The sequence below is a fragment of the Pseudomonadota bacterium genome (genome assembly GCA_039033415.1).
In the GTDB taxonomy this organism is placed as follows: Bacteria; Pseudomonadota; Gammaproteobacteria; order Xanthomonadales; family SZUA-38; genus JANQOZ01.
Window position 1 is genome coordinate 209,889 of record JBCCCR010000005.1, and the last position, 20,791, is coordinate 230,679.

Consider the following 20,791-nt stretch of genomic DNA (forward strand, 5'->3'; position numbering starts at 1 on the left):
GTCGATCAACACCGCGCTGAACCGAGAGGGGTTCGTCGGCTGTATAAGCTGACCAGGACAAGTACGAGGACTAAATGTCGTTCGCGTCGAAAAACTCCAGCAGTCGGCGAGCGATTTCCTCTCCCTGATCGTCCTGCAGGAAGTGTCCCGCTTCCGGCAGACGGTCGTGGGCTTGACCCGCGGCACCGGGCACGTTGTCGATGAAGAACTGCTGCGTTTCGCAAGACCCTAGCAGCCCCGCGTCGTTGGCTCCCCAAAGGGTCAGGAACGGTCGGGTAAAGGAGGTTAAGCCCGCCAGTGCGGCCTGCGTTTCCCCCGGCACCTCGTTAATCAGAGACGGAAACTTCCGAGCGCCGGCCATGTAGAGCCGGCTCGGGAACGGTGCGTCGTAAGCCGCCTCCTCAGCTGCGGGTAATTCGAACCAGGTCAATGCTTCCAGCGTATCGCCGGGGCGAAACGATATTCCCTTCATGGCGTAGATCATCCAGTTGCCAAAGAAACTGCTTTCCTCCTGATCGAACAGCAAATCGCACCCCTCGTAGAAGGGCATCTGCTGCTCAGGTATCGCTCCGTAGGGAGACGCCAGAACTAGCACCTCATCCGTATCTTCCACCGCCGGAAAAGGCTCAAAGTCTGCAGGGATATCAGGCAGGTTGCCGTTGCCCACCGCAATGCTCGCAAACCACTCCGGATTGAGGCCGGCGACACGAAGCCCGATCAGGCTTCCCCAGTCCTGTACAAACAGGTTGATGTCTTCCAGTCTCAGCGCCTGGATAAACTTTTCCAGACGGTCGGAGTGCCCGATGTACGTGTACGCATCGACGTCGATGGGTTTGTCCGATCGCCCGAGGCCCAGGTGGTCCATGGCGATCACGCGGTAACCACCCTCCGCCAGCACCGGGATCATTTTTCGATAGAGGTAAGACCAGCTCGGCTGCCCGTGGAGCAGCAACACCACTTCACCCGTGGCCGGACCGGCCTCTGCATACGCTTGGCGTAACCCGTCGATCTCCACAAAATTTGGCGGGTAGGGCCAGTCCGGGAGGTTGTCGAACGCGCTGTCTGGCGTGCGGACAAATTTGACGCCCTCCTCGGTTTCCAGAATCTCTGCGTCAGCGCAGCTTGCATCTTGGTTCTCAGCGAGTTTGACGGCTTCGGAAACTTTGGCGCCGTCTGCCCCGCTCAGCTCGAACCGTGCTGTCGTGCAATCGGTGGCTACCGAAATGATCGTTCCCCAGGGGTCGAGATCCTCGCCCGGTGTTGGGGTTTCAAACGTCCCGCCCTCTCCACGAAAGGCGTTGAGAACACTGGCATCTCCGGGGCCCAGCCGCTCAGCGGTGGTCTCTGACACCAGCCATAGCGGTTCGCCCGCTGCGTCATAGCCGTAGTAAAAGATGGTGGTACCGGACTCCGACTCGATCACGTTGAAGCCCTCGCCATCGCGCGACGGCTCGAACCACAGCCCCGAAAAGCGAAATTCATTGTCGAGGGTCAGGAGTTGGTATGAGTTTTCAAAATCATCCTGGATGACGGTGGCCTCAGCGCGCGTCTCGATGATGAGATCCTCATCCAGCGTTACCGCTTCCCACCGCCAGCCGGCCGGCAAAGATAGCTCTGCACCAAGGCCCGGAAGCCGTTCAAGAGACAGATCAGGATCGACGGTTTTGGCGAAAGAAAACATGACGTACTGCTTACCGTCATCAGCCGTCAGCCGGTAGATCTCCGAACCCGCCCAGAGCTCAAAGACATTTTCGCGCAGCACCGTGTTTTCGAGATACGGCCCGCCGGCGCTCAGCTGTTCCTGGCTCACAAGCAAAGTGGCTTGACGCGCCATCTGGAGGTCTCCATACGTACGGATGACGTCGCCGGTAGAGTCGAAGCGACCACCGTCAGCCAGGCCCTGTCGCGGCCCGTTCATTCTGATGAAATCAGCGCCGTACTCCGCCTGGATGGCTTCAGCGTCGAGCGCGGCAAACCGTTCATCGGGACACTCATCGACAAACTGTGTTCCCCAAACCTCGACCGTTGCGCCAGCGTCACCGATAAAACCCAACAAAATCTCGCAATACTGTGCCCCCTTTCCGCTTTCGCCGCGGACGCTGCAGTAAGTCCCGTCAACGGCGGCCAGCCTCACGGCGTCAGACACCTTAAAGCCGTCCGGACCGCTCAACTCAAAAACGGCGTTTCCGCAGTCTTCCAGCGAAACACTGGCGGTGCCCCAGACATCCAGCACCACCTGCTGCACGGGCCCGTCAAAGTTTCCACCGGCGCCGCGGTAGACCATGGCGGGCGCCTCAGCGTTGAGCGCCATGAGTGACGGGACGGTATCGCTCACCAGCCACAGCGGGTTGCCGAGAGCGTCATAGCCGTAGAAATAGAGCGTCACGCCCGCTCCGGACTCAACCACGCTGAAACCTTCACCGTCGAGGCTGGGATCAAACCACAGGCCAGCGATCCCGGAGCCGACGACGTTACTCGCCGCGTCCGTCGCCGGCACCTGGGCATTGGTTAGCGCGCTAAAACCTAAAAGAAAGGCAGCAATCAATCGTAAACCTGACATGTCGAAAACCTCCGTCACTTGCTTGATGTGAGAAGCGTAGCGACGTGAAAGTCAGGTAACGCGGTGAAACTGCCAAGAACTGTTAAGGAGGTTCGGCGAGCGTTTGGTTACGCCAGCGTGGCCGCGCAGGGCCGCAATGAATCTCCGCTCAGAGAGGTGTTGCGAAAGGTTCGACCTCGCGTCACGCCAGGCGGCAGGGCACCCTTTGGCGCCGCTGCAGCCTGACGTGTTGCGGTTTTGGCGCGGCTAGCGCCAGCTGGGCGCGCCGGCGTCCCGCAGCGCGGTCTCCAGCTCCGCGAGCTGGCCGCTCAGCAGCGTATCCAGGTCCGCCCGGAAGGCGGCGAACTCCCGACCCGCAGTCTCAAAGTCCGCCCGCTGCGTTGCGGTCGGCGTCAGCGTGTTGCTCCAGCCGGTTGCCGCGTTGAACGCGCGCCCTCCGATCGATGGCGCAGTTGCCTCGTTGAGACCGCGGCGAATACTGTCGCCGGAGAGGCGGGTTCGCAAATGGCTCAGCGCTGCCGACATGGCGTCGAGCCGGATCAGCAGGGTTGGCTCAGTGCCGGCCGCGAGCACGGCCGCCGCCTTCATGTGAGACAGCAAATCCTGGGTTCGCGAAAGTTCCTCGTTCGCGTCGACGACCTGACGCATCAGCTCAGCGGTCGCCTGCTGGAAAGCCGCAACGTCAGCATAGTCGGTGCCGTCAGGCGCCGCCCGTACGGGCTTCACCGCAAATGACTGGGGCTGGCCCAGCGGCGCAGCGGCTCCCTGGCTGATCGCAAAGAGCTGAACGGTATAGTTTCCGGGTGCCGCCAGCGGGCCGAGCGGATCGTTGACCCACGGCGGCGTGAACTCTGGGGTTGAGAGGTCCACCGCGTCGGGTGCAGGCAGACGAAGATCCCAGGTCGCGCGATGTGTCCCCGCCTGATTGCTGGCCTGAAGCCACCGAATAGGCTTGCCGGTGGCGTCACTGATCCGGAGCAGGACTCGCGGCTCCGCCTCGACGGCCTCCTGACCCAGAGCCTCCCAGCCGGGGAACGCCACGTCTTTGCCCTCCTCGCGCAGCGTTTTCTCGCCATCTTGGCGAAGCTGCTTTTGTGTTTTGAAAGCCTCGGGGAGGTAATAGGTGAGCGTCGCGCCAAAGTCCGGGTTCGGGGTGCGGAAGCTGTCGCTGCCCATGGTCGGCATCCCAACGGCCTGCCCCGGAACCGACGGCACGTACCACCAGGCATCCCTAACCGGAAATACGGTCGCCTGTTCGCCGAAGGCTTTCCCGGCCATCGATCGAAGCGAGGAGTAGTCATCGAGAATGTAGATTCCGCGGCCGAATGTAGCCCCGACCAGGTCGTTATCGCGCCGCTGCAGCTTGATGTCCCGGAACGCAATCGTCGGTGCACCGGAGAGCTTGTGCCAGTTTTCGCCGCCGTTGATGCTGAAATAGACGCCGTACTCAGCGCCCAAAAACAGCAGGTTCGCGTTCTCATGGTCCTGCTGGATTGCCCAGGCAATCGTGTCCTCGGGCAGGTCTCCGGCGATCGACCGCCAGCTCTTGCCCTGGTCGGTACTAACAAAGACGTAAGGTGCAAAGTCGCCCAGCTTGTGGCCGTCAGCCACGGCAAAGACGGTCGACGCATCGTGCTGTGAAGCTTCCAGGTCATTGATAAACAGCGGGCTCGTTTTGCTGGGCAAAGCCGCCGCGGACTGCCACTGTGACCCGCTTTCACCGGACACGTGGATCTGCCCGTCATCCGTCCCCGCGTAAAGCACGCCCTCGCTCACCGGCGATTCGGTCAGTGCGGTGATCGTGGCGTACTTGGACATAGCGCCATAGTCATGAAGCGCGTCGACGCTCCAGCTTCGGCCCTGGTACTCCAGCTCGTAACGGTTGTCAGCGCTGGTCAGGTCCTCGCTGATCGCCTGCCACGCGTTGCCCTTGTCGTCGCTGCGCCAGACTCGCTGCGAGCCGACGTAAAGCCTCGCCGGATCATGAGGACTGATCAGGATCGGCGTATCCCAGTTCCAGCGTTCCGGGTCCTCACCCGGACCGGGCTGGGGCTGGATATGAACAAGCTCATTGCTGTCGCGGTGATGGCGAAACATGTAGCCCTGTTGGTATTCCATGTAGGCGATGTTGCTGTCGCTCGGGTCGAAGGCCACGGCGTAGCCGTCCGCGCCCAGGGGCACATACCAATCCTGGTTGCGGACACCCTCAGTGATCATGGTGCGGGAAGGGCCAAACAGCGTGCCGAGATCCTGGGCCCCGGCCAGGATGTTGTAGAAAGGTTCGGTGTTGTCTACCGCAATCTTGTAGAACTGCGATATCGGGAGATTCGGGAAGTGGCGCCAGGTCACGCCCTGATCGAAGGTCTCATACAGCCCCGCGTCCGTGCCCGCCAGCAGGTGTAGATCATTCGCCGGATCGATCCACAGCGCGTGGTTGTCGCTGTGCTTTTCTCTTCCGGTGCCCAGCACCGAGAAGCTTGCGCCGGCATCGCGGGTGACCCGAAAGAACACGTCCATCTGAAAGACCAGGTCCGGATTCTGCTGCGACGCGGCCAGCTCCTGGTAGTAATGCGGACCCGTGCCGCCAGAGGTGTAGGGGTTCTGATGGCTCCAGCTCTCGCCGGAGTCGGAGGACCGGTAAAAACCTTTTTCTTCGTCCCCGGCTTCGATGGTTGCATAGACGCGGCTCGGGTCAGCCGCGGTGACGGCCAGACCAATCTTGCCGACGTCACCTTCCGGCAACCCTCGGCTCTTTCGGCTCCACGTGGCGCCGGCGTCCGTAGATTTGTAGACACCGCCGTTGGGACCGCCAGCCATCAGACCCCAAACGTGGCGGCGGCGCTCATAGGCGGCAGCGTAGATGACGTCGGGATTGCCCGGATGAAATTCGATGTCAGTGACGCCGGTGTTTTCATCGATCTGCAGCACCGCCTCCCAGCTGGTCCCGCCGTCTGTGGTTTTGTAGACCCCTCGTTCACCGCCTGCCGCCCATAGCGGTCCTTCGGCCGCCACGTAGACCACGTCGCTGTCGCGCGGGTCGATCAGAATCTTTCCGATATGCTCCGATTCACCGAGACCCAGGTTGGTCCAGGTCGCGCCCGCGTCGCCGCTCTTGTAGACACCGCTGCCCCAGCCGACGTGGCGACCGCTGACGTTTTCACCGGTCCCCACCCACACAACGTCCGGATTACTTGGATCGACCGCCACATCGCCAATCGAGTAGGACGGTTGATCGTCGAAGATCGGCGTCCAGCTGGTGCCCGCATTGACACTTTTCCAGACTCCGCCAGAGCCCACGGCGACGTACCAGAGGTTTTTATGGTCTGGATGGATGGCGATATCGGCGATTCGCCCTCCCATGAGCGCCGGGCCGATGCTCCGCAGCTTCAGTCCCTTGGCCGCATCCGCAATAGTTTCTGATTCCTGGCTGATAACGTTTCCGGAGGCCAGCACAAAGCAGACGGCGAAAACCCAACGCCAAGGGGTTTGTTTGACTGGCTGATGAGCAAGGTTCGATCGGATTTCTAGCTTCAAGATGATGACTCTCTAATGTGTGTAGCGCCGCGCTATGGGCCGGTGCTTTGCCGGGCTCAAGATCATATCGGGATTCGACGGGGGGTTCAGCGCCCGCTGTTCCCTAAATCACGCGAACCACGCCGTGCAGCTGAGCGCCGGACCGCGTGTTAGGCTCCGGCTCGTGCCTGAGGATGCCCTCGAAATCGTTTACGCTGACGACCATCTCGTCGCCATCAACAAGCCCCCCGGCCTGCTGACCCATCGCAGCGCCGTAGACCGACACGAGAGGCGTTTTGCCCTGCAGCTGCTCCGCGACCAGCTGGGTAAGCGAGTGTTCCCCGTCCATCGACTGGATAAACCCACTTCCGGAGTGCTGCTGTTTGCCCTGTCCAGCGAGGGGGCGAGAGAGCTATCGGGTCACTTTGCATCGAGGCTGGTACAAAAGCGCTACCTCGCCGTAGTGCGAGGGGTGTGCCAGGATGAGGGCGTGATCAATCACCCGCTCAAAGAAAAGCTGGACAAAATGACCGACAAAAAGGCAACCCGCGACAAACCGGCCCAGGCCGCGGAGACCTTTTATCGACGAGTAGCCGAAGTTGAACTGGCGGTCCGCGTAGATCGCTACCCGCACACCCGCTACTCGCTGGTGCACCTTGAGCCCAAGACCGGCCGCAAGCATCAGCTTCGGCGCCACATGAAGCACCTCGGTCATCCCATAATCGGCGACAGCACCCACGGCAAAGGTGTACACAACCGATTCTTTGCCAGTCGCTTCGCCTGTCATCGCCTGCTCCTGGCCTGTACCGCCATCAAACTGGCACACCCCATGACCCGCCGCCCCCTCACGATCGAAGCGAAGCCCGGTGAAGCATTCGAGCGTATGCTGAGCGAGTTCGGCTGGAAGAGTGCTCTCGCGAGTTTCCTTTGAGGGTGGTGTGCTTTTCTCCCGCGATTGGCATTGTGGTTTATGAGTACGATTTCACTTTGTCTAGATCGACCTGCACCGGATTGCTTAAGAGACCCGCGATGACACAGAAGCTCATTCTGACAACCATGCTTTCCCTCATTAGCCTGCTACTGCTGCCTACCGCTGCTGCCGACGATTTCTCCTACCCGCCGGAGTGGGAGAAACAAGAGAGTGTCTGGCTGGGCTGGATGGCACCTTCTGAACCCCCGAACTCGCCGGGCGGACAGCTGGAGGCAGCCCAAAATCAGGTTCGCGTTCAGCTGATCAGCGAGATGCTGAGCGGCAGCCGCGTAACCCTGCTCGTCTCGAAAGCGGCCGACGAAGCTCATGCCCGTCAAATGCTGGTAGAGGCAAAGCTGCCGCTCGAGCGCATCGATTTCTTTTACGCCCCTGTCAGCGATCCCTTCGTTCGGGACGCTGGACCTCGCTTTGCCAGCAACGGTAAGAAGCTGGGGGTGCTGGATATACCCTGGACCTGCTATGGCTACGACCCGCAGGTCATCGGCGCCTACCTGGCGGAATGCCTAGCGCGGGAAGACACCGCCAATCGGTATGCGCAGGAGCGCTCGCTCAGCATGGTCAAGGGTAGAGCCGTATCCGAAGGCGGTGCGCTGGACGCTACCGACACGCTGCTCATGGGTTATCTCGACACCGCGATGCAGCGCAACCCGGGCATGACCCAGGCGGAGATCGAAGCGGACTATCTGGCTACCTACGGCAAACAGAAAATGATCTGGCTCAGCCGGTCGCCGGTCTCGGATCGACCGGGCCAAAAGGCCGGCAAGGTTTTTGGCTGGGGCGCGAACGGTCACGTGGACGAGTACGCTCGTTTCGTCAACGAAACCACCGTGGTCATCGCCCAGGTAGGAGACGTACCGGAGAACGATCCGCTCGCGGCGAAGGACGCCGAAATCCTGCGGAGCAACCTGGCCGATTTAAGAGCGGCCCGAACGGTCGACGACCAACCGCTGAACGTCATCACCATGCCCGCAGCCAATCCCGTCATGTTTGGCTACCAGGCGCCGCTAGGGATGCCTTCCATCCCACCGGGCTGGGCGACGCTGGCCGGCCTCGAGCCGAGTGAAATGGTGACCCACGTGCCGGCCGTCAGCTATATGAACTTTGTGATCACCAATGACAAGGTCATCGTGCCGGCCTATTGGCAGGACGGCCTGCCCGAATCGGTCAGAGCCGACGACCAGCGGGCGGGTGAAGTCCTCGCAGAGCTGTTTCCCGATCGTAAGCTGGTGCGAATTAACCCGCTGCCAATCAACTGGTGGGGCGGCGGTATGCACTGTATGACCCAGCAGCAGCCCGCCCTCGGGGACGCTGAATCGGCGACCAGCGGGCAAGGCCATACGGGATAGTCACCTTACGTGAGGGAACTACAAACCCTTGAGGCTTGAACATTTTCGCCGAACGTCGCACGGTGTCGCCTGATCCCAAGAATCAATCAAACCGGCTGCGAGAGGCTCCATGAACACAACGCACTTCTATTCGGATGAACGTACCTTCTGGCACAGCACGGGCGTTCAAGCCCTGTTTATGCCGATCGGCGACTGGGTCGAGCCACCTGCCGGAAGCTACGGCGCTGATACGCCCGGATCGAAGCGCCGCATCGTCAACCTGATCCGCGCCTCCGGCCTGGACCAGGTGGTCAGCGTTCGTTCGGCAAAGCCCGCCACGCGCGATGACCTGCTGCGCGTTCATCCGGCCAAGTATCTGGATGAGTTCAAGGCGCTCAGCGACGAAAACGGCGGCGAGCTCGGCGTTTTTGCCCCGTTCTCCAAAGGTGGCTTCGAGATTGCTTCCCTCTCCACCGGGCTGGCCATCGCTGCCCTTGAGGCGGTGACCACCGGGGATGCGGACAATGCCTACGCCCTTTGCCGGCCGGCAGGACATCACTGCCTGGCCGAGGAGCCGATGGGCTTTTGCCTGTTCGCCAACATTCCCATTGCGATCGAGGCGATGAAAGCCCGCCATGGCGTCGAGCGCGTTGCGGTGGTCGACTGGGATGTTCACCACGGCAACGGCACGCAAGCCATCTACTACGAGCGTGGCGACGTCCTGACGATCTCGCTGCACCAGGATCGCTGTTTCCCACCCGGCTACAGCGGCTTTGAAGATCGCGGTGCCGGTGCCGGTGAAGGCACTAATCTGAACATCCCGCTCCCGGCCGGCAGCGGTCACGAGTGTTATCTCTACGCGATGGAAAAGCTCGTGATTCCGGCGCTGGACGCTCACAAGCCTGACCTGATTGTGGTGGCCAGCGGCCTGGACGCCAACGCCGTGGACCCACTGGCACGCCAGATGCTTTACGGCGAGAGTTATCGGGCGATGACAAGCATGATGATGGAGACGGCCGACCGGCTTTGCGGCGGCAAGCTGGCCATTGTGCATGAAGGGGGCTACGCCGAGGCCTACGTTCCGTTCTGCGGGCAGGCCATTGTCGAGGCGCTGAGCGGCAGCGAGCCGCTGGTGGAAGACCCCGAGACTGAGTTCTTTGGTGCTCAGCAGCCCGGCGATCGGGCCCTCGCGTTTCAGAAGGACTGGGTCGACGATCTGGCCGGCCAGCGCTAAATCGGCATAATGCTGGCGCCGGGCATTGAATGCCGGCGCCACAGGTTTTTCTATCTTCTTTACCGAGGGGCTTTCATGAAAATTCATCTGCTGCTGACGGCGGTGCTGTCCTGGCTTGCCGCATCTCCCGTTTTCGCCGAGGTCAGCGAACTCCCTGACGACCGGCTCGAGGGCTTGCAGTGGCGGGAGGTTGGTCCCTATCGCGGAGGCAGGTCAGCCGCCGTCGCAGGCATTCCGCAGGACCGACAAACCTACTACTTTGGCAGCACCGGTGGCGGCGTCTGGAAGAGCCAGGACGCGGGCTTAACGTGGGGCAACGTGTCGGACGGCTTTTTTGGCGGTTCCATCGGCGCGGTTGCCGTATCCGAGTGGGACCCAAACGTCATCTACGTAGGAGCCGGCGAAAAAACGGTCCGGGGCAACGTGTCTCACGGCAACGGCCTATGGAAATCCAGCGATGCTGGTCGCACCTGGACTAACCTCGGACTGAAAGACTCCCGACATATTCCGCGGGTTCGAATACACCCCCGCAACCCGGACCTAGTTTACGTGGCCGCCATGGGACACCTGTTCGGGCCGAACGATGAGCGCGGCGTCTTCCGCAGCCGTGACGGCGGCGTAACCTGGGAAAAGGTGCTGTTTGTGAACGACGAGGTGGGCGCGGTGGATCTCGCGATGGACCCCACCAACCCACGAATTCTCTATGCCTCCACCTGGCGGATTCTTCGAACCCCCTACAGCCTGGAGAGCGGCGGAGAGGGTTCTGCGCTGTGGAAATCAACCGATGGTGGTGACACGTGGGAAAACCTAATGGACGCTGACGGCATGCCCGAAGGGCCGATCGGAATCATCGGCGTATCGGTTTCCGCCAGCAACCCGGACAACGTGTACGCGATCATCGAAGCCGAAGAAGGCGGGGTATTTCGATCGCGCGACGCCGGTGAAACCTGGGCGCGGGTCAATAAAGAACGAAAGCTGCGCCAGCGTGCCTGGTACTACACGCGCATCAACGCCGACCCGGCCAACGAAGATACGGTCTATGTGCTGAATGTGCGCTTCCACCGGTCGCGTGACGGCGGCAAGTCTTTCGAGCAGGTACCGACACCCCACGGCGACAATCACGACCTGTGGATCGATCCGGCGGACCCTCAACGGATGATTCAGTCCAACGATGGCGGCGCCAACGTCAGCTTTGACGGCGGGCTCAACTGGACAACCCAGAGTAACCAGCCGACCTCACAGATGTATCGGGTATCGGTCGACAATGCGTTCCCCTATCGGCTGCTGGGCGGACAGCAGGACAACAGCGCCGTGCGAATTCGGTCGGAGTCGGCCTTTGGGCCCTCGATCAGCGTACGGGACTGGGAGCCTACCGCGGGGGGTGAAAGCGGCCATATTGTCGCCAAGCCTGACGACCCGGATATCGTTTACGGCGGTTCGTACGGCGGCTACCTGATCCGTATGGATCACCGCAGCGGCAACCGCCGCGCCGTGAACGTCTGGCCCGACAACCCGATGGGCTGGGGCGCAGCGGAGCTGAAATACCGCTTCAACTGGAACTTCCCGCTACAGTTCTCGCCTCACAACGCCAGTCGCCTTTACGCGGCGGCCAACGTGCTGTTTGTGTCGGATGATGAGGGTCAGACCTGGCGCGCAATCAGCCCGGATCTGACGCGCAACAACAAAGAACAGCAGGGAGCTTCGGGCGGGCCAATCACCAAAGACAACACCTCGGTGGAGTATTACGGCACCATCTTTGCTATCGCCGAGTCGCTGGTCGAACCGGACGTCCTGTGGACCGGCTCTGACGATGGACTGGTGCACATCAGCCGCGACGGCGGCGAAAACTGGGACGACGTGACGCCCTCGGGCCTGCCCAGGGAAATTCAAATCAACAGCATCGAGCCGCATCCGACGCTGCCGGGTGGGCTTTACCTGGCGGCGACGGCTTACAAGAGCGATGACTTCCGCCCGTACCTTTACCGCACCGGGGACTACGGGCGGCGCTGGAAGAAGGTGGTTGACGGTATCGCCAGCGACCACTTCACGCGAGTGATTCGGGCCGACGATGAGCGCCCCGGCCTACTGTTCGCCGGCACTGAAGCGGGACTCTACGCCTCATTCAATGACGGCGAAGACTGGATCCCGTTCCAGCGAAACCTCCCGGTCTCGCCGATCACCGATCTGGCGGTCAAAGAGGGGGACCTGATCGCCGCGACTCAGGGCCGAGGTTATTGGGTGCTGGACGACATCTCGCTGCTCCGAAATCTGGATGACGACGTCTTCGAAAAAGCGGCCCACCTGTTTCCGCCACGAGACGGCTGGCGCCTGCAGAACGGCAGCCAGGAAGCGCCCAAACACCGCGGTCAAAATCCGCCCGCTGGGGTGGTGTTCCACTATCTGCTGGGTGAAGAGCTCCCTTCAGAGACGGCGCTCACGATCGATATCGAAGACGATGACGGCCAGCTGATCCGGCGCTTCAGCCGCAAACCAGACGAGGGTGAAGACGACAAAGACGCTGACCATCCCAAGCACCTGTTTGACGATGATCGGATCCTGGAAGCGGAAGCGGGCCTTAATCGCTTTGTCTGGAACCTGCGCTATCCCGGCGCTGAAACGTTCGACAAGATGGTGCTCTGGAACGGCTCGCTCGGCGGACCCAAGGCCGTTCCGGGGACCTATCGGGCCACCTTAACCATGGACGACCAAGCGCAAACCGTGAGCTTTACCGTTCGCGCTGACCCCCGGTCTGCCGCGTCCCCCGACGATTTTCAGCAGCAGTTCGATTTTGCCCTGGATCTGCGGAACAAAGTCACCGAAGTGCATCAGTCCATCCGGCGCCTGCGCGAGGTCCGTGGCCAGATCAAGGCGATCGGCGCCCGGGTCGGCGACGATCCGGCGTTCGCTCAGCTAAAGGAACAGGGTGAAGCCCTGACCGAAGCGCTGACAGCGGTGGAAAAGGCGCTGTACGAGACGCGCATGGAAAGTCGGCAGGACCCGCTCAACTACCCCATCAAGCTCAACGACAAGCTTGCCGGCGTGATGGCGCTGGCCAACGTTGGAGACAACCCGCCGACCGCCGCCTCCCTGGAGGTCCGCGACCTCCTATGGGAACAGGCCTCCGAGCAGCTCGGGCAGCTGCGCGAGCTCCTCGATAAAGATCTGGCGGCGTACAACCAGCTCGCCAGCGAGTCCGGCCTGCTCGCCGTCTCACCCAAACCGAGTTCCTGACTCACAACCGGTGCCAATCGAATGACCATATCGAACTATTTCGCGAGCGACTATCCAGAAGCCCGCGACAAGTTTCTGGCGGCAGCCGAGGCCGCCGGCGCAGCGCTGACTCGCTACGATAACCCGGCCAAAGGACCGACGGGGGAAGCGCTTTCCACCGACGTTGCCTGGCTGGGCCCGGAAGATGCGTCCAGGGTGCTGGTCACCCTATCAGGCACCCATGGCGCCGAGGGGTTTTGTGGCTCCGGGGTCCAGGTTGGCTGGTTCCGCAGCGGACGGGCCGGCCGCCTCCCACCACACACCGCCCTGCTGCAGATTCATGCCGTCAATCCATTCGGCTTCGCCTGGCTGCGCCGAACCACGGAAGAAAATGTCGATATCAACCGGAACTACGTCAATTTCGATCAACCGCTGCCGGTCAACGAAGGCTACGAGAAATACCGCGATCTGATTTGTCCTGACCAGTGGTCCGGGGAGATTGCGGACCAGACCACAAGCGAAATCAATCGCCTGATTGACGAGCTTCCGCCAATGGTGATGCAGAGCGCCCTCTCTTCGGGTCAATACGTTGATCCGAAGGGCATCTTCTATGGCGGCCAGCAGCCAAGCTGGTCGCGAATCACGACGGAAGCCATTTTCGATCGGTATCTCGCCAGCGGCAAAAAGGTTGCCCTCATCGACTATCACACGGGTCTTGGCCCGCGCGGTTACGGCGAGCGGATCGGCGTCGGCAGCCCCGGGGAACCCGCCTGGGACCGCTCTCAGGACTGGTGGGGCGACGTCACGTCAATTCATGACGCCAGCTCGACGTCCGCCCCTCTGCACGGCACCAACATGGAAGCCTGGGTCCGCTATCTCTCCCATGCGCAGGTCACGGCAACCGTGCTGGAGTACGGCACTCAGCCGCTGTCACAGGTGCTGACGGCGCTGCGGGCCGACAACTGGCTCCATGCTCACGGCGATATCAACTCCGACCTGGGCAAGCAGATTAAGCGCCAGGCGAGAGACGCTTTCTATCAGGACGCCGACGACTGGAAAACCATGGTCTGGTCTCGAGGGATTGATACCCAGGAAATCGCGCTGGCCCGGCTCGCGGCATGAGCCGACAGCTAAGTGATTGATCTTTCGTTCGCTACCAGCCTCTCATATACCGATCCTATCGAGCCCATAAAAACTTTAGATTTAATTTATAGAAGCCCGGCTGTTACATTCGTCTGCGTTCACCATAACCTCTGCAAGTCATTTTCGGGCGCGTTGCGCCGACCAAACCGGGAGTAAGCAATCACCATGAGATTTCAGAAATTGAAGCTGGCCGCTGCCGTCGCGGCCCTGCTCAGCACGCAGGTTGCGCTGAGTCAGGAAAGCGAAATGGGTATGGGCAAGGCTCAGCCAACCGCAGCAAAGTCTAACCAGTTCTGGTGGCCTGATCAGCTGGACCTCGCGCCGCTACGCGACCATGACAACCGCTCCAACCCGTTGGGCGCAGACTTCAACTATGCCGAAGCCTACGCACAGCTCGATCTGGACGAAGTCAAAGGAGACATCAACGCGCTCCTCACCACCTCGCAAGACTGGTGGCCGGCGGACTTTGGCAATTACGGCCCGTTTTTCATTCGTATGTCATGGCACAGCGCGGGCACCTACCGCACGCTCGACGGCCGCGGTGGTGGTGACGGCGGCCAGATGCGGTTTGACCCGCTCAATAGCTGGCCTGACAACGGCAACCTCGACAAGGCCCGCCGCCTGCTTTGGCCGGTAAAGCAGAAGTATGGTGAGCGCCTGTCCTGGGGCGACCTGATGGTTCTGGCTGGCAACGTGGCTCTGGAGAACATGGGATTCCAAACCTACGGATTCGCCGGTGGCCGCACCGATGAATGGGAACCGGACCTGGTTTACTGGGGCCCAGAGGTTGAGATGCTGGCCAGCGACCGCGAAGACAAAAACGGTCAGCTCCAGCGCCCCCTGGGTGCTACCCACATGGGCCTGATTTACGTCAACCCGGAAGGACCAAAAGGCAAGCCTGACCCGCAGGGTTCTGCGCGAAACATTCGTGTTGCTTTTGGCCGGATGGCGATGAACGACGAAGAAACCGTCGCTCTGATCGCCGGTGGTCACACCTTCGGCAAGATGCACGGCGCGCACAAGCCTGGCGACTGCGTCGGCGCTGACCCCGCCGGCTCCGGTATCGAAAATCAAAGCATCGGCTGGAAGAACCAGTGCGGTAAAGGCCACTCGGAAGACACGGTCACCAGCGGCCTGGAAGGCGCCTGGACTCAAGCCCCGACGCAGTGGACCACGCTTTATCTGTCCAACCTGCTGAACAACGAGTGGAAGGAGGTTCGCAGCCCGGCCGGCGCGATCCAGTGGATCCCCGTTGACGAGGGTCTGCACAAGTCGGTGCCCGACGCGCACGTCAAAGGCAAGTTCAACTCGCCGGTGATGACCACCGCTGACCTCGCGGTTAAGGCCGACCCAGCCTATCGCGCCATCGCCGAGCGCTTTCTGGCCGACCCGGAAGAGTATCGGCTGGCGTTTGCCAAGGCATGGTTCAAGCTGACCCACCGCGATATGGGTCCGCGCAATCGCTATCTCGGCGACGCGTTCCCCAAAGATGAACTGATTTGGCAAGACCCGGTACCGGCGCAAGAAGGTGCGGTGATCAGCAAGCGTGATATCGCTCGCCTGAAGTCGGCCATACGCGACTCCGGTGTAACGGTTGAAGAGCGCGTTCGCACCGCGTGGGCGGCAGCGTCTTCCTTCCGTGCCAGCGACATGCGTGGCGGCGCCAACGGCGCCCGGATCGCGCTCGCTCCGCAGAAAGACTGGGCGGCTAACGATCCGGCAGCGCTTGCCGGCACCCTGGCCCGACTGAAAGGTGTACAGGACGACTTCAACAAAGGCCGCGGCGCTGACGTGTCCATGGCCGACCTGATCGTACTGGCAGGCGCCACGGGTATCGAAGATGCCGCCGAGGCGGCGGGTGTGGACGTCGAAGTCCCGTTTGTCCCCGGCCGCACCGATGCAAGCCAGGAACAGACCGATGTGAAGTCGTTTGCGCTACTCGAGCCGGATGCCGACGCGTTCCGCAACTACTTCAACGCTGAGAAGGCCTACCGCTCTCCCACCGAGATGCTGGTGGATCGCGCTGATCAGCTGAACCTCTCCGTGCCGGAAACAACGGTGCTGATCGGCGGCCTGCGCGCGCTTAACGCTAACGCTGGCGGTGCTGCCCACGGCGTCCTGACGGACAAGCCCGGCACGCTCTCCAACGACTTTTTTGTCAATCTGCTGGACATGTCCACGGTTTGGGAAAAGGGCTCAGAGCCGGGCGTCTATCGCGGTCTTGATCGGGCCAGCGGTGAGCAGAAGTTCACGGCAACGTCAGTCGACCTGGTCTTCGGTGCCAATGCAGAGCTGCGGACCATCGCCGAAAGCTATGCCTACAGCGGCAGCCAGGAGCGTTTCGTGAGTGACTTCGTCGACGCGTGGACTAAGGTGATGACCCTGGACCGCTTCGATATGAAGCACGACCTCTAAGTTTTAGGTCAAACGCAAGACAAATGCCCCGGAGGCCGAGCGCCTTCGGGGCATTCTTTTTGGGATCGACCCTTCACGACAGCAACGACTGAGGGGCGCTAGACTTCCTGGTCATTCAGATGACCCACCAGCTGCTCTTGGGTGCGAGCTAGACAGCTCTCCACGTCGGCGAATACCGCATCAATGCCGCGCCGGTTGCCCGCTTTCCCAGCCGTCTCAAGATACTGAGTCCATTGCATGAGGCGCCTGGCACCAAAGGATTGCGCTGCGCTCTTAATGGGGTGCGCATGACGCGGAATTTCCTCGACGCGCTCTTCGGCCAGCGCCAGCTTGATTTGCGCAAGCCGCACGCGCGCTTCTTTGAGAAACGCGTTGGCGATCTCAGGAATAATCGACCGATCGACCTCCTTCTCCAGGCGCTTCAGATCACCCGGCTCAAAGATTGGGATCGCGTTGAGCTCGCGCAGCTGCTCCTGGTCTCGCATCGTCTGCGTGCGCGTGCCCCAATGTTCGATGGTCTGCTTGAGCTTTTCCCGGTCAACCGGTTTGGCGAGGTAGTCAACCATGCCGGCTTCCTCGCAGGCCTCGCGGTCGACCGACAGGGTATTGGCCGTTACCGCAATCAGCGGTGCCAGATTTTTGCCGACGGCATCTCGCTGAATTTCCCTCGATGCCTCGATGCCGTCCATTCCCGGCATTTGAATGTCCATCAGGATCACGTCAAACGGCACCTGCTTGGCCGTCTGAATCGCCTCCCGGCCGGAGCTTACGGTCGTCACACGATGGCCGAGCTTACGGCACATGCTGGCGGTCACCATCTGGTTCGCGGTGCTGTCGTCGACCACCAACACCCGCCGCCCGCCGTCGTCGTCTTTGCCCCAGAAACCAGCCCGTTCACGCTCGTGCTGAGGCAGCAGGGTCTGCCGCAGGAGTCGGTAGTTCGATTCGGGGTAACGAAAGATAAAAGCGCTTGGATGCTCATTGGCCTGCAGCGCGTTCAGCGACTCATCGCTGGTGCAGAGCACCACCACCAGCTCGGCCTCGGTTCCAGCCAACACGTCGTTGATTTCTGACGCCTGCGGGTCGACGAGCACGGCTCTTGCTTCGGAGCGAGATTCTCGCTCCCGGCTCAAACCCCAATCGCTGAGCAAATCGGTGAGCCCCGTTTCCTGCTCTGCGGTGGCATTGGCGAGCCGTACCTGGGTTTCGCGAGCCGCCTGGCGCAGCCGGTTCATCGCGCCATCTTTTTTGGACGTGACGATCGCGCCAGGCAGGATCAAATTGATGTGGGTTCCGTCGTCACTCGCCTTTGCCAGCAGCCTGCCGCCCAGCATGGCCGCCCCTTTCATGGCGACGTAAAGCCCAAGGCCAGGCTCAACCGGCAGCCCGGGTCCCGGCTTGCCGTTGATGAGGTCCACGAGTCCTTCAGGCAACCCTGGCCCTTGATCACGGACGCTGATGATGACGTTCCCTGTCGAACGCCCTGCCGCGATGCGGATCTCGCCTGGATTGGCGTAAAGCACCGCGTTTTCAACCAGGTTGATGAGAACCTGCCGAAGCCGCCCAGGATCACATTGAACCCAGCGCGATCCGGCCCTGGATACCTGAGCCCGGATCGTCTGATCTCGATCAGCTGCCTGGACCCGATAGAGGTCCACGAGCTCCTCGAGCAGGTTGGGCACAAAAATCTCGGCGTCTTCGAGTTCTGCGAGCCCGGTTTCGATATCGTTGAGGTCGATCAGCTGATTGATGCGGTTACGAAGATCCGCACCCTCTTTCTCGATCACCGACACCAGCTCAGCCTGCTCGCCGTCCATCGACGTGTCGTTCAGCAGAGTCGCTGCGCTCAGGAGTGCGTTGAGCCCGTTGCGCAGATCGAAGTTAAAGCGCGCAATCCAGGCAGACGGATCCGGCACCGCCGGAGACTTCTTTTCATTCGTTGCTCCGGAGTCTGAGCTGGATTCAGTCATGCGGTTTGGACTGATGATATCGACATTCATTCAGGAATAATCGGCCGACCAGGCAAAACTTTGAGCCTCGGGCGACAGCAAGCTTGAGACGATGCGGGTTTCGACCGGCTGTCAGAGGGATCTTCATGGCCGGTATTTGTCGATCACCGCGGCGTCCATCCACATGATGTCTTCGCCCTGAGTGAAGAAAAAATACTTGCCGTCCGGCGTGACCATCGGGCAGTAGTCGGATTCTTCAGAGTTAATGCCGTCTTCCAGATGAATGCCTTTACCCCAGGTGCCGTCGTCCTGACGAAAGCTGACGTACAGATCGCCGCTGCCCAGGCTGTCGGGCCGTTCCGCTGACACGTGAATAATGTAGGTTTCCTCGGGGCTGACGTAGATATCGCCTTCGTCGGTTGGACCATTGATGCCGGGCCCCAGATTGACCGGCGTTTCGAACTCGCCGTCCTTGTACTGAGCGCGGTAGCTGTCGCGCCTGCCGAGGGTGTCATCGCGCTCGGCTGAAAAATAGAGGCTGCCGTCAGCGACCAGCAAGGGGTAGAGCTCATGACCGGGGCCGTTGAGGTGGGACCCCAGCGGCTCCGGGGTCAGCAGCCCGTGACGCGTTAGCCGGCTACGCCAGATGTTGTAACGATCCAGCGAATAGCCGGCCAAGGGACGGTCGGAAATGAAATACACCCAGCCGCCGTCGGGCGAGAAAGCCATGTCCGCGTCTCGATGGGCGGGGTAGGTCTTTGACGGCGGGGCCATCTGCGGCTCGCGCCAGGAGCCGTCATCCTGCTGGGAGCTATAGAACATCTTGAAGGTGCCATCGATGGTCCGGGTGAACATGAAAATCCGCCCGTTCGGCGAAAAGACTGCATTGAGCTCCCGCTCTCCCTCAAGAGAAACCAAGCCGGGCGCAAAGACGATTGGCTTCATGCCCGGCGGCTCTTGGCCCAGGTAAGGACCGGACAGTGGAGGCCACTCCTCCTGGGCCGAAACGGACAGCGAGATCAGAAACGCGAGGCAGAAAAGTTGGCGCACAACAAACCCTCCGTAAAAGTACGCCAGGCTAGGTGAGCCGGGCGCCGGTGAAAAGATCCAAAAGTCAGACCGACGGAAATCCTAGCGTTCTGCCGCGCAGCCCGGATACACGCCTACCCGCTCAGCGAGCTCCGCACAAAGGGCTTTGGCCTGAGTAGCGTCACCGGCGTCGGCAAGTAGCTTCGCCAGACGGGATGTCGCTTCCGGTTCAAACGGCGCCAAGGTCAGCACCCGGCGATACCACAGCTCAGCATCTGCGGCCTTGCCGAGCGCATCATAGCGCTCACCAATCGCCACACCCAGGGCCGCCTGCCACGGCCCCACCCGCTGCGGCTCAAAGTCATAGGCCCGCGTCATGGACGCCCAGGCCTCTTCATAGTGTTTGATCGCGACAGTCGGCTCGCCCCGCAGCGAGGCTATTTCGCCCAGGTTGATTTGCGCTGCCCAGGCGTCCCCGTCCAGCTGAACAACCTGCTGGTAGAGCGCCGCCGCTCGATCGAGTTCTCCTTTAGCGGTGATCGTAAATGCCAGCGCCTTCAGCGCGTCTGGATCCTGGGGCGCCTGCCGGACCGCTCGTTCGGCCATCCCCTCCGCTCTTGTCAGGATCGCCCGGGCCTCAGGTCCACGAGTCAGGCCACGGCCCAACGCCTCACCCAGCGAACTGGCACCCTCCACTGAGGGGCTTCGGGGCCAGCGCACCACACGCTGCACCAGGGCGTTGGCCAGACCCGCCTGGGCCCCGCTGTGGTCGGGCTGCTCGGCGAGCACGCGCTCGTATAACCCAATGGCGGCTTCATTGTCAGCCCGGGTAAACCGCATATAGAGATCGTCAGCACGGGCAATTTGCTGATCAAAACCTGCGGCGGAATCCGGCGTCAGCCCGTCAAACGTCCAAAGGACCCAAAGCAGCCCGATCGCGAGCAGTCCACCGGCCGCTGCCAGGGGCCAACGGGACGTGCCCTGCATTGACCGTCTGTCGTTCTCCGGTGCGAGCTCCTCAACCGTCTCAATCAGCCGATAACCTCGCTTGGGCAACGTCTCGATAAAGCGCGGCGCCTGCGCCGAATCCCCCAAGGCTCGACGCAGCCGGGAGACCGCTCGAGCGACCGTGTCTTCACCGACAATCACCTCACCCCAGATTGCCGCTTCGATCTCATCGCGAGACAGCACCTGGCCCGGCGCACCGGCGAGAAGCACCAGCAGCTCCATCAGCTTGGGTTCGAGCGACCGCTGCTCGGCGCCTGATCGGAGCCTACCGGTGGTGGGGTCGACCTTCCAGGGTCCTAATCGAAAGGAGGAAAGCTGGGAACCGGTTTGAGGCAAAGTCTGCATGACGTCCTGAGACATGCCCAAATTATCCCATAAGTCGCTGATTCTTATAATGTCAGGGTTTGGTCAGGA

General features: G+C 61.4%; 11 protein-coding genes. 6 read left to right on the forward strand and 5 right to left on the reverse strand.

The window, feature by feature from the left end:
• Positions 1-70 precede the first annotated feature (70 nt).
• Together AAF358_05775 and AAF358_05780 are read right to left on the reverse strand one after the other, a co-directional pair.
• On the reverse strand, positions 71-2,560 hold the full coding sequence (locus AAF358_05775; GenBank protein MEM7705040.1) for a haloalkane dehalogenase: 2,490 nt from the start codon (positions 2,558-2,560) through the stop codon (positions 71-73).
• Positions 2,561-2,806: 246 nt separating this feature from the next.
• Positions 2,807-6,094, reverse strand: coding sequence for a glycosyl hydrolase (locus tag AAF358_05780; protein ID MEM7705041.1), 3,288 nt, complete (start codon positions 6,092-6,094; stop codon positions 2,807-2,809).
• Positions 6,095-6,257: 163 nt separating this feature from the next.
• Between AAF358_05780 and truC the strand changes: the two genes are divergently transcribed.
• The 6 genes from truC to katG all read left to right on the forward strand — a co-directional run bounded on the left by truC (position 6,258) and on the right by katG (position 16,391).
• Complete coding sequence (truC, locus tag AAF358_05785) at positions 6,258-7,004, forward strand: tRNA pseudouridine(65) synthase TruC (protein ID MEM7705042.1); 747 nt, start codon at positions 6,258-6,260, stop codon at positions 7,002-7,004.
• Positions 7,005-7,102: 98 nt separating this feature from the next.
• Positions 7,103-8,410, forward strand: a complete 1,308-nt coding sequence (locus AAF358_05790; protein MEM7705043.1) for an agmatine deiminase family protein — start codon at positions 7,103-7,105, stop codon at positions 8,408-8,410.
• Positions 8,411-8,519: 109 nt separating this feature from the next.
• Positions 8,520-9,623, forward strand: a complete 1,104-nt coding sequence (locus tag AAF358_05795) for a class II histone deacetylase (GenBank protein MEM7705044.1) — start codon at positions 8,520-8,522, stop codon at positions 9,621-9,623.
• A gap of 75 nt (positions 9,624-9,698) precedes the next feature.
• The gene (locus tag AAF358_05800; protein ID MEM7705045.1) at positions 9,699-12,854 is read left to right on the forward strand and encodes a glycosyl hydrolase; all 3,156 of its coding nucleotides are present in this window, start codon (positions 9,699-9,701) and stop codon (positions 12,852-12,854) included.
• A gap of 21 nt (positions 12,855-12,875) precedes the next feature.
• Positions 12,876-13,955 (forward strand): M14 family metallopeptidase, encoded by a 1,080-nt coding sequence (locus AAF358_05805; protein ID MEM7705046.1) that lies wholly within the window; start codon positions 12,876-12,878, stop codon positions 13,953-13,955.
• A 180-nt stretch (positions 13,956-14,135) separates the two neighbouring features.
• The gene (gene katG / locus AAF358_05810; protein ID MEM7705047.1) at positions 14,136-16,391 is read left to right on the forward strand and encodes a catalase/peroxidase HPI; all 2,256 of its coding nucleotides are present in this window, start codon (positions 14,136-14,138) and stop codon (positions 16,389-16,391) included.
• 98 nt (positions 16,392-16,489) lie between these two features.
• Here katG and AAF358_05815 read toward each other — a convergent pair whose 3' ends face one another.
• The 3 genes from AAF358_05815 to AAF358_05825 form a co-directional block, all read right to left on the reverse strand.
• Complete coding sequence (locus tag AAF358_05815) at positions 16,490-18,361, reverse strand: response regulator (GenBank protein ID MEM7705048.1); 1,872 nt, start codon at positions 18,359-18,361, stop codon at positions 16,490-16,492.
• Positions 18,362-18,484: 123 nt separating this feature from the next.
• On the reverse strand, positions 18,485-19,390 hold the full coding sequence (locus AAF358_05820; protein ID MEM7705049.1) for a hypothetical protein: 906 nt from the start codon (positions 19,388-19,390) through the stop codon (positions 18,485-18,487).
• An 81-nt stretch (positions 19,391-19,471) separates the two neighbouring features.
• The gene (locus AAF358_05825) at positions 19,472-20,737 is read right to left on the reverse strand and encodes a winged helix-turn-helix domain-containing protein (GenBank protein MEM7705050.1); all 1,266 of its coding nucleotides are present in this window, start codon (positions 20,735-20,737) and stop codon (positions 19,472-19,474) included.
• Between the last annotated feature and the right edge of the window lie 54 nt (positions 20,738-20,791).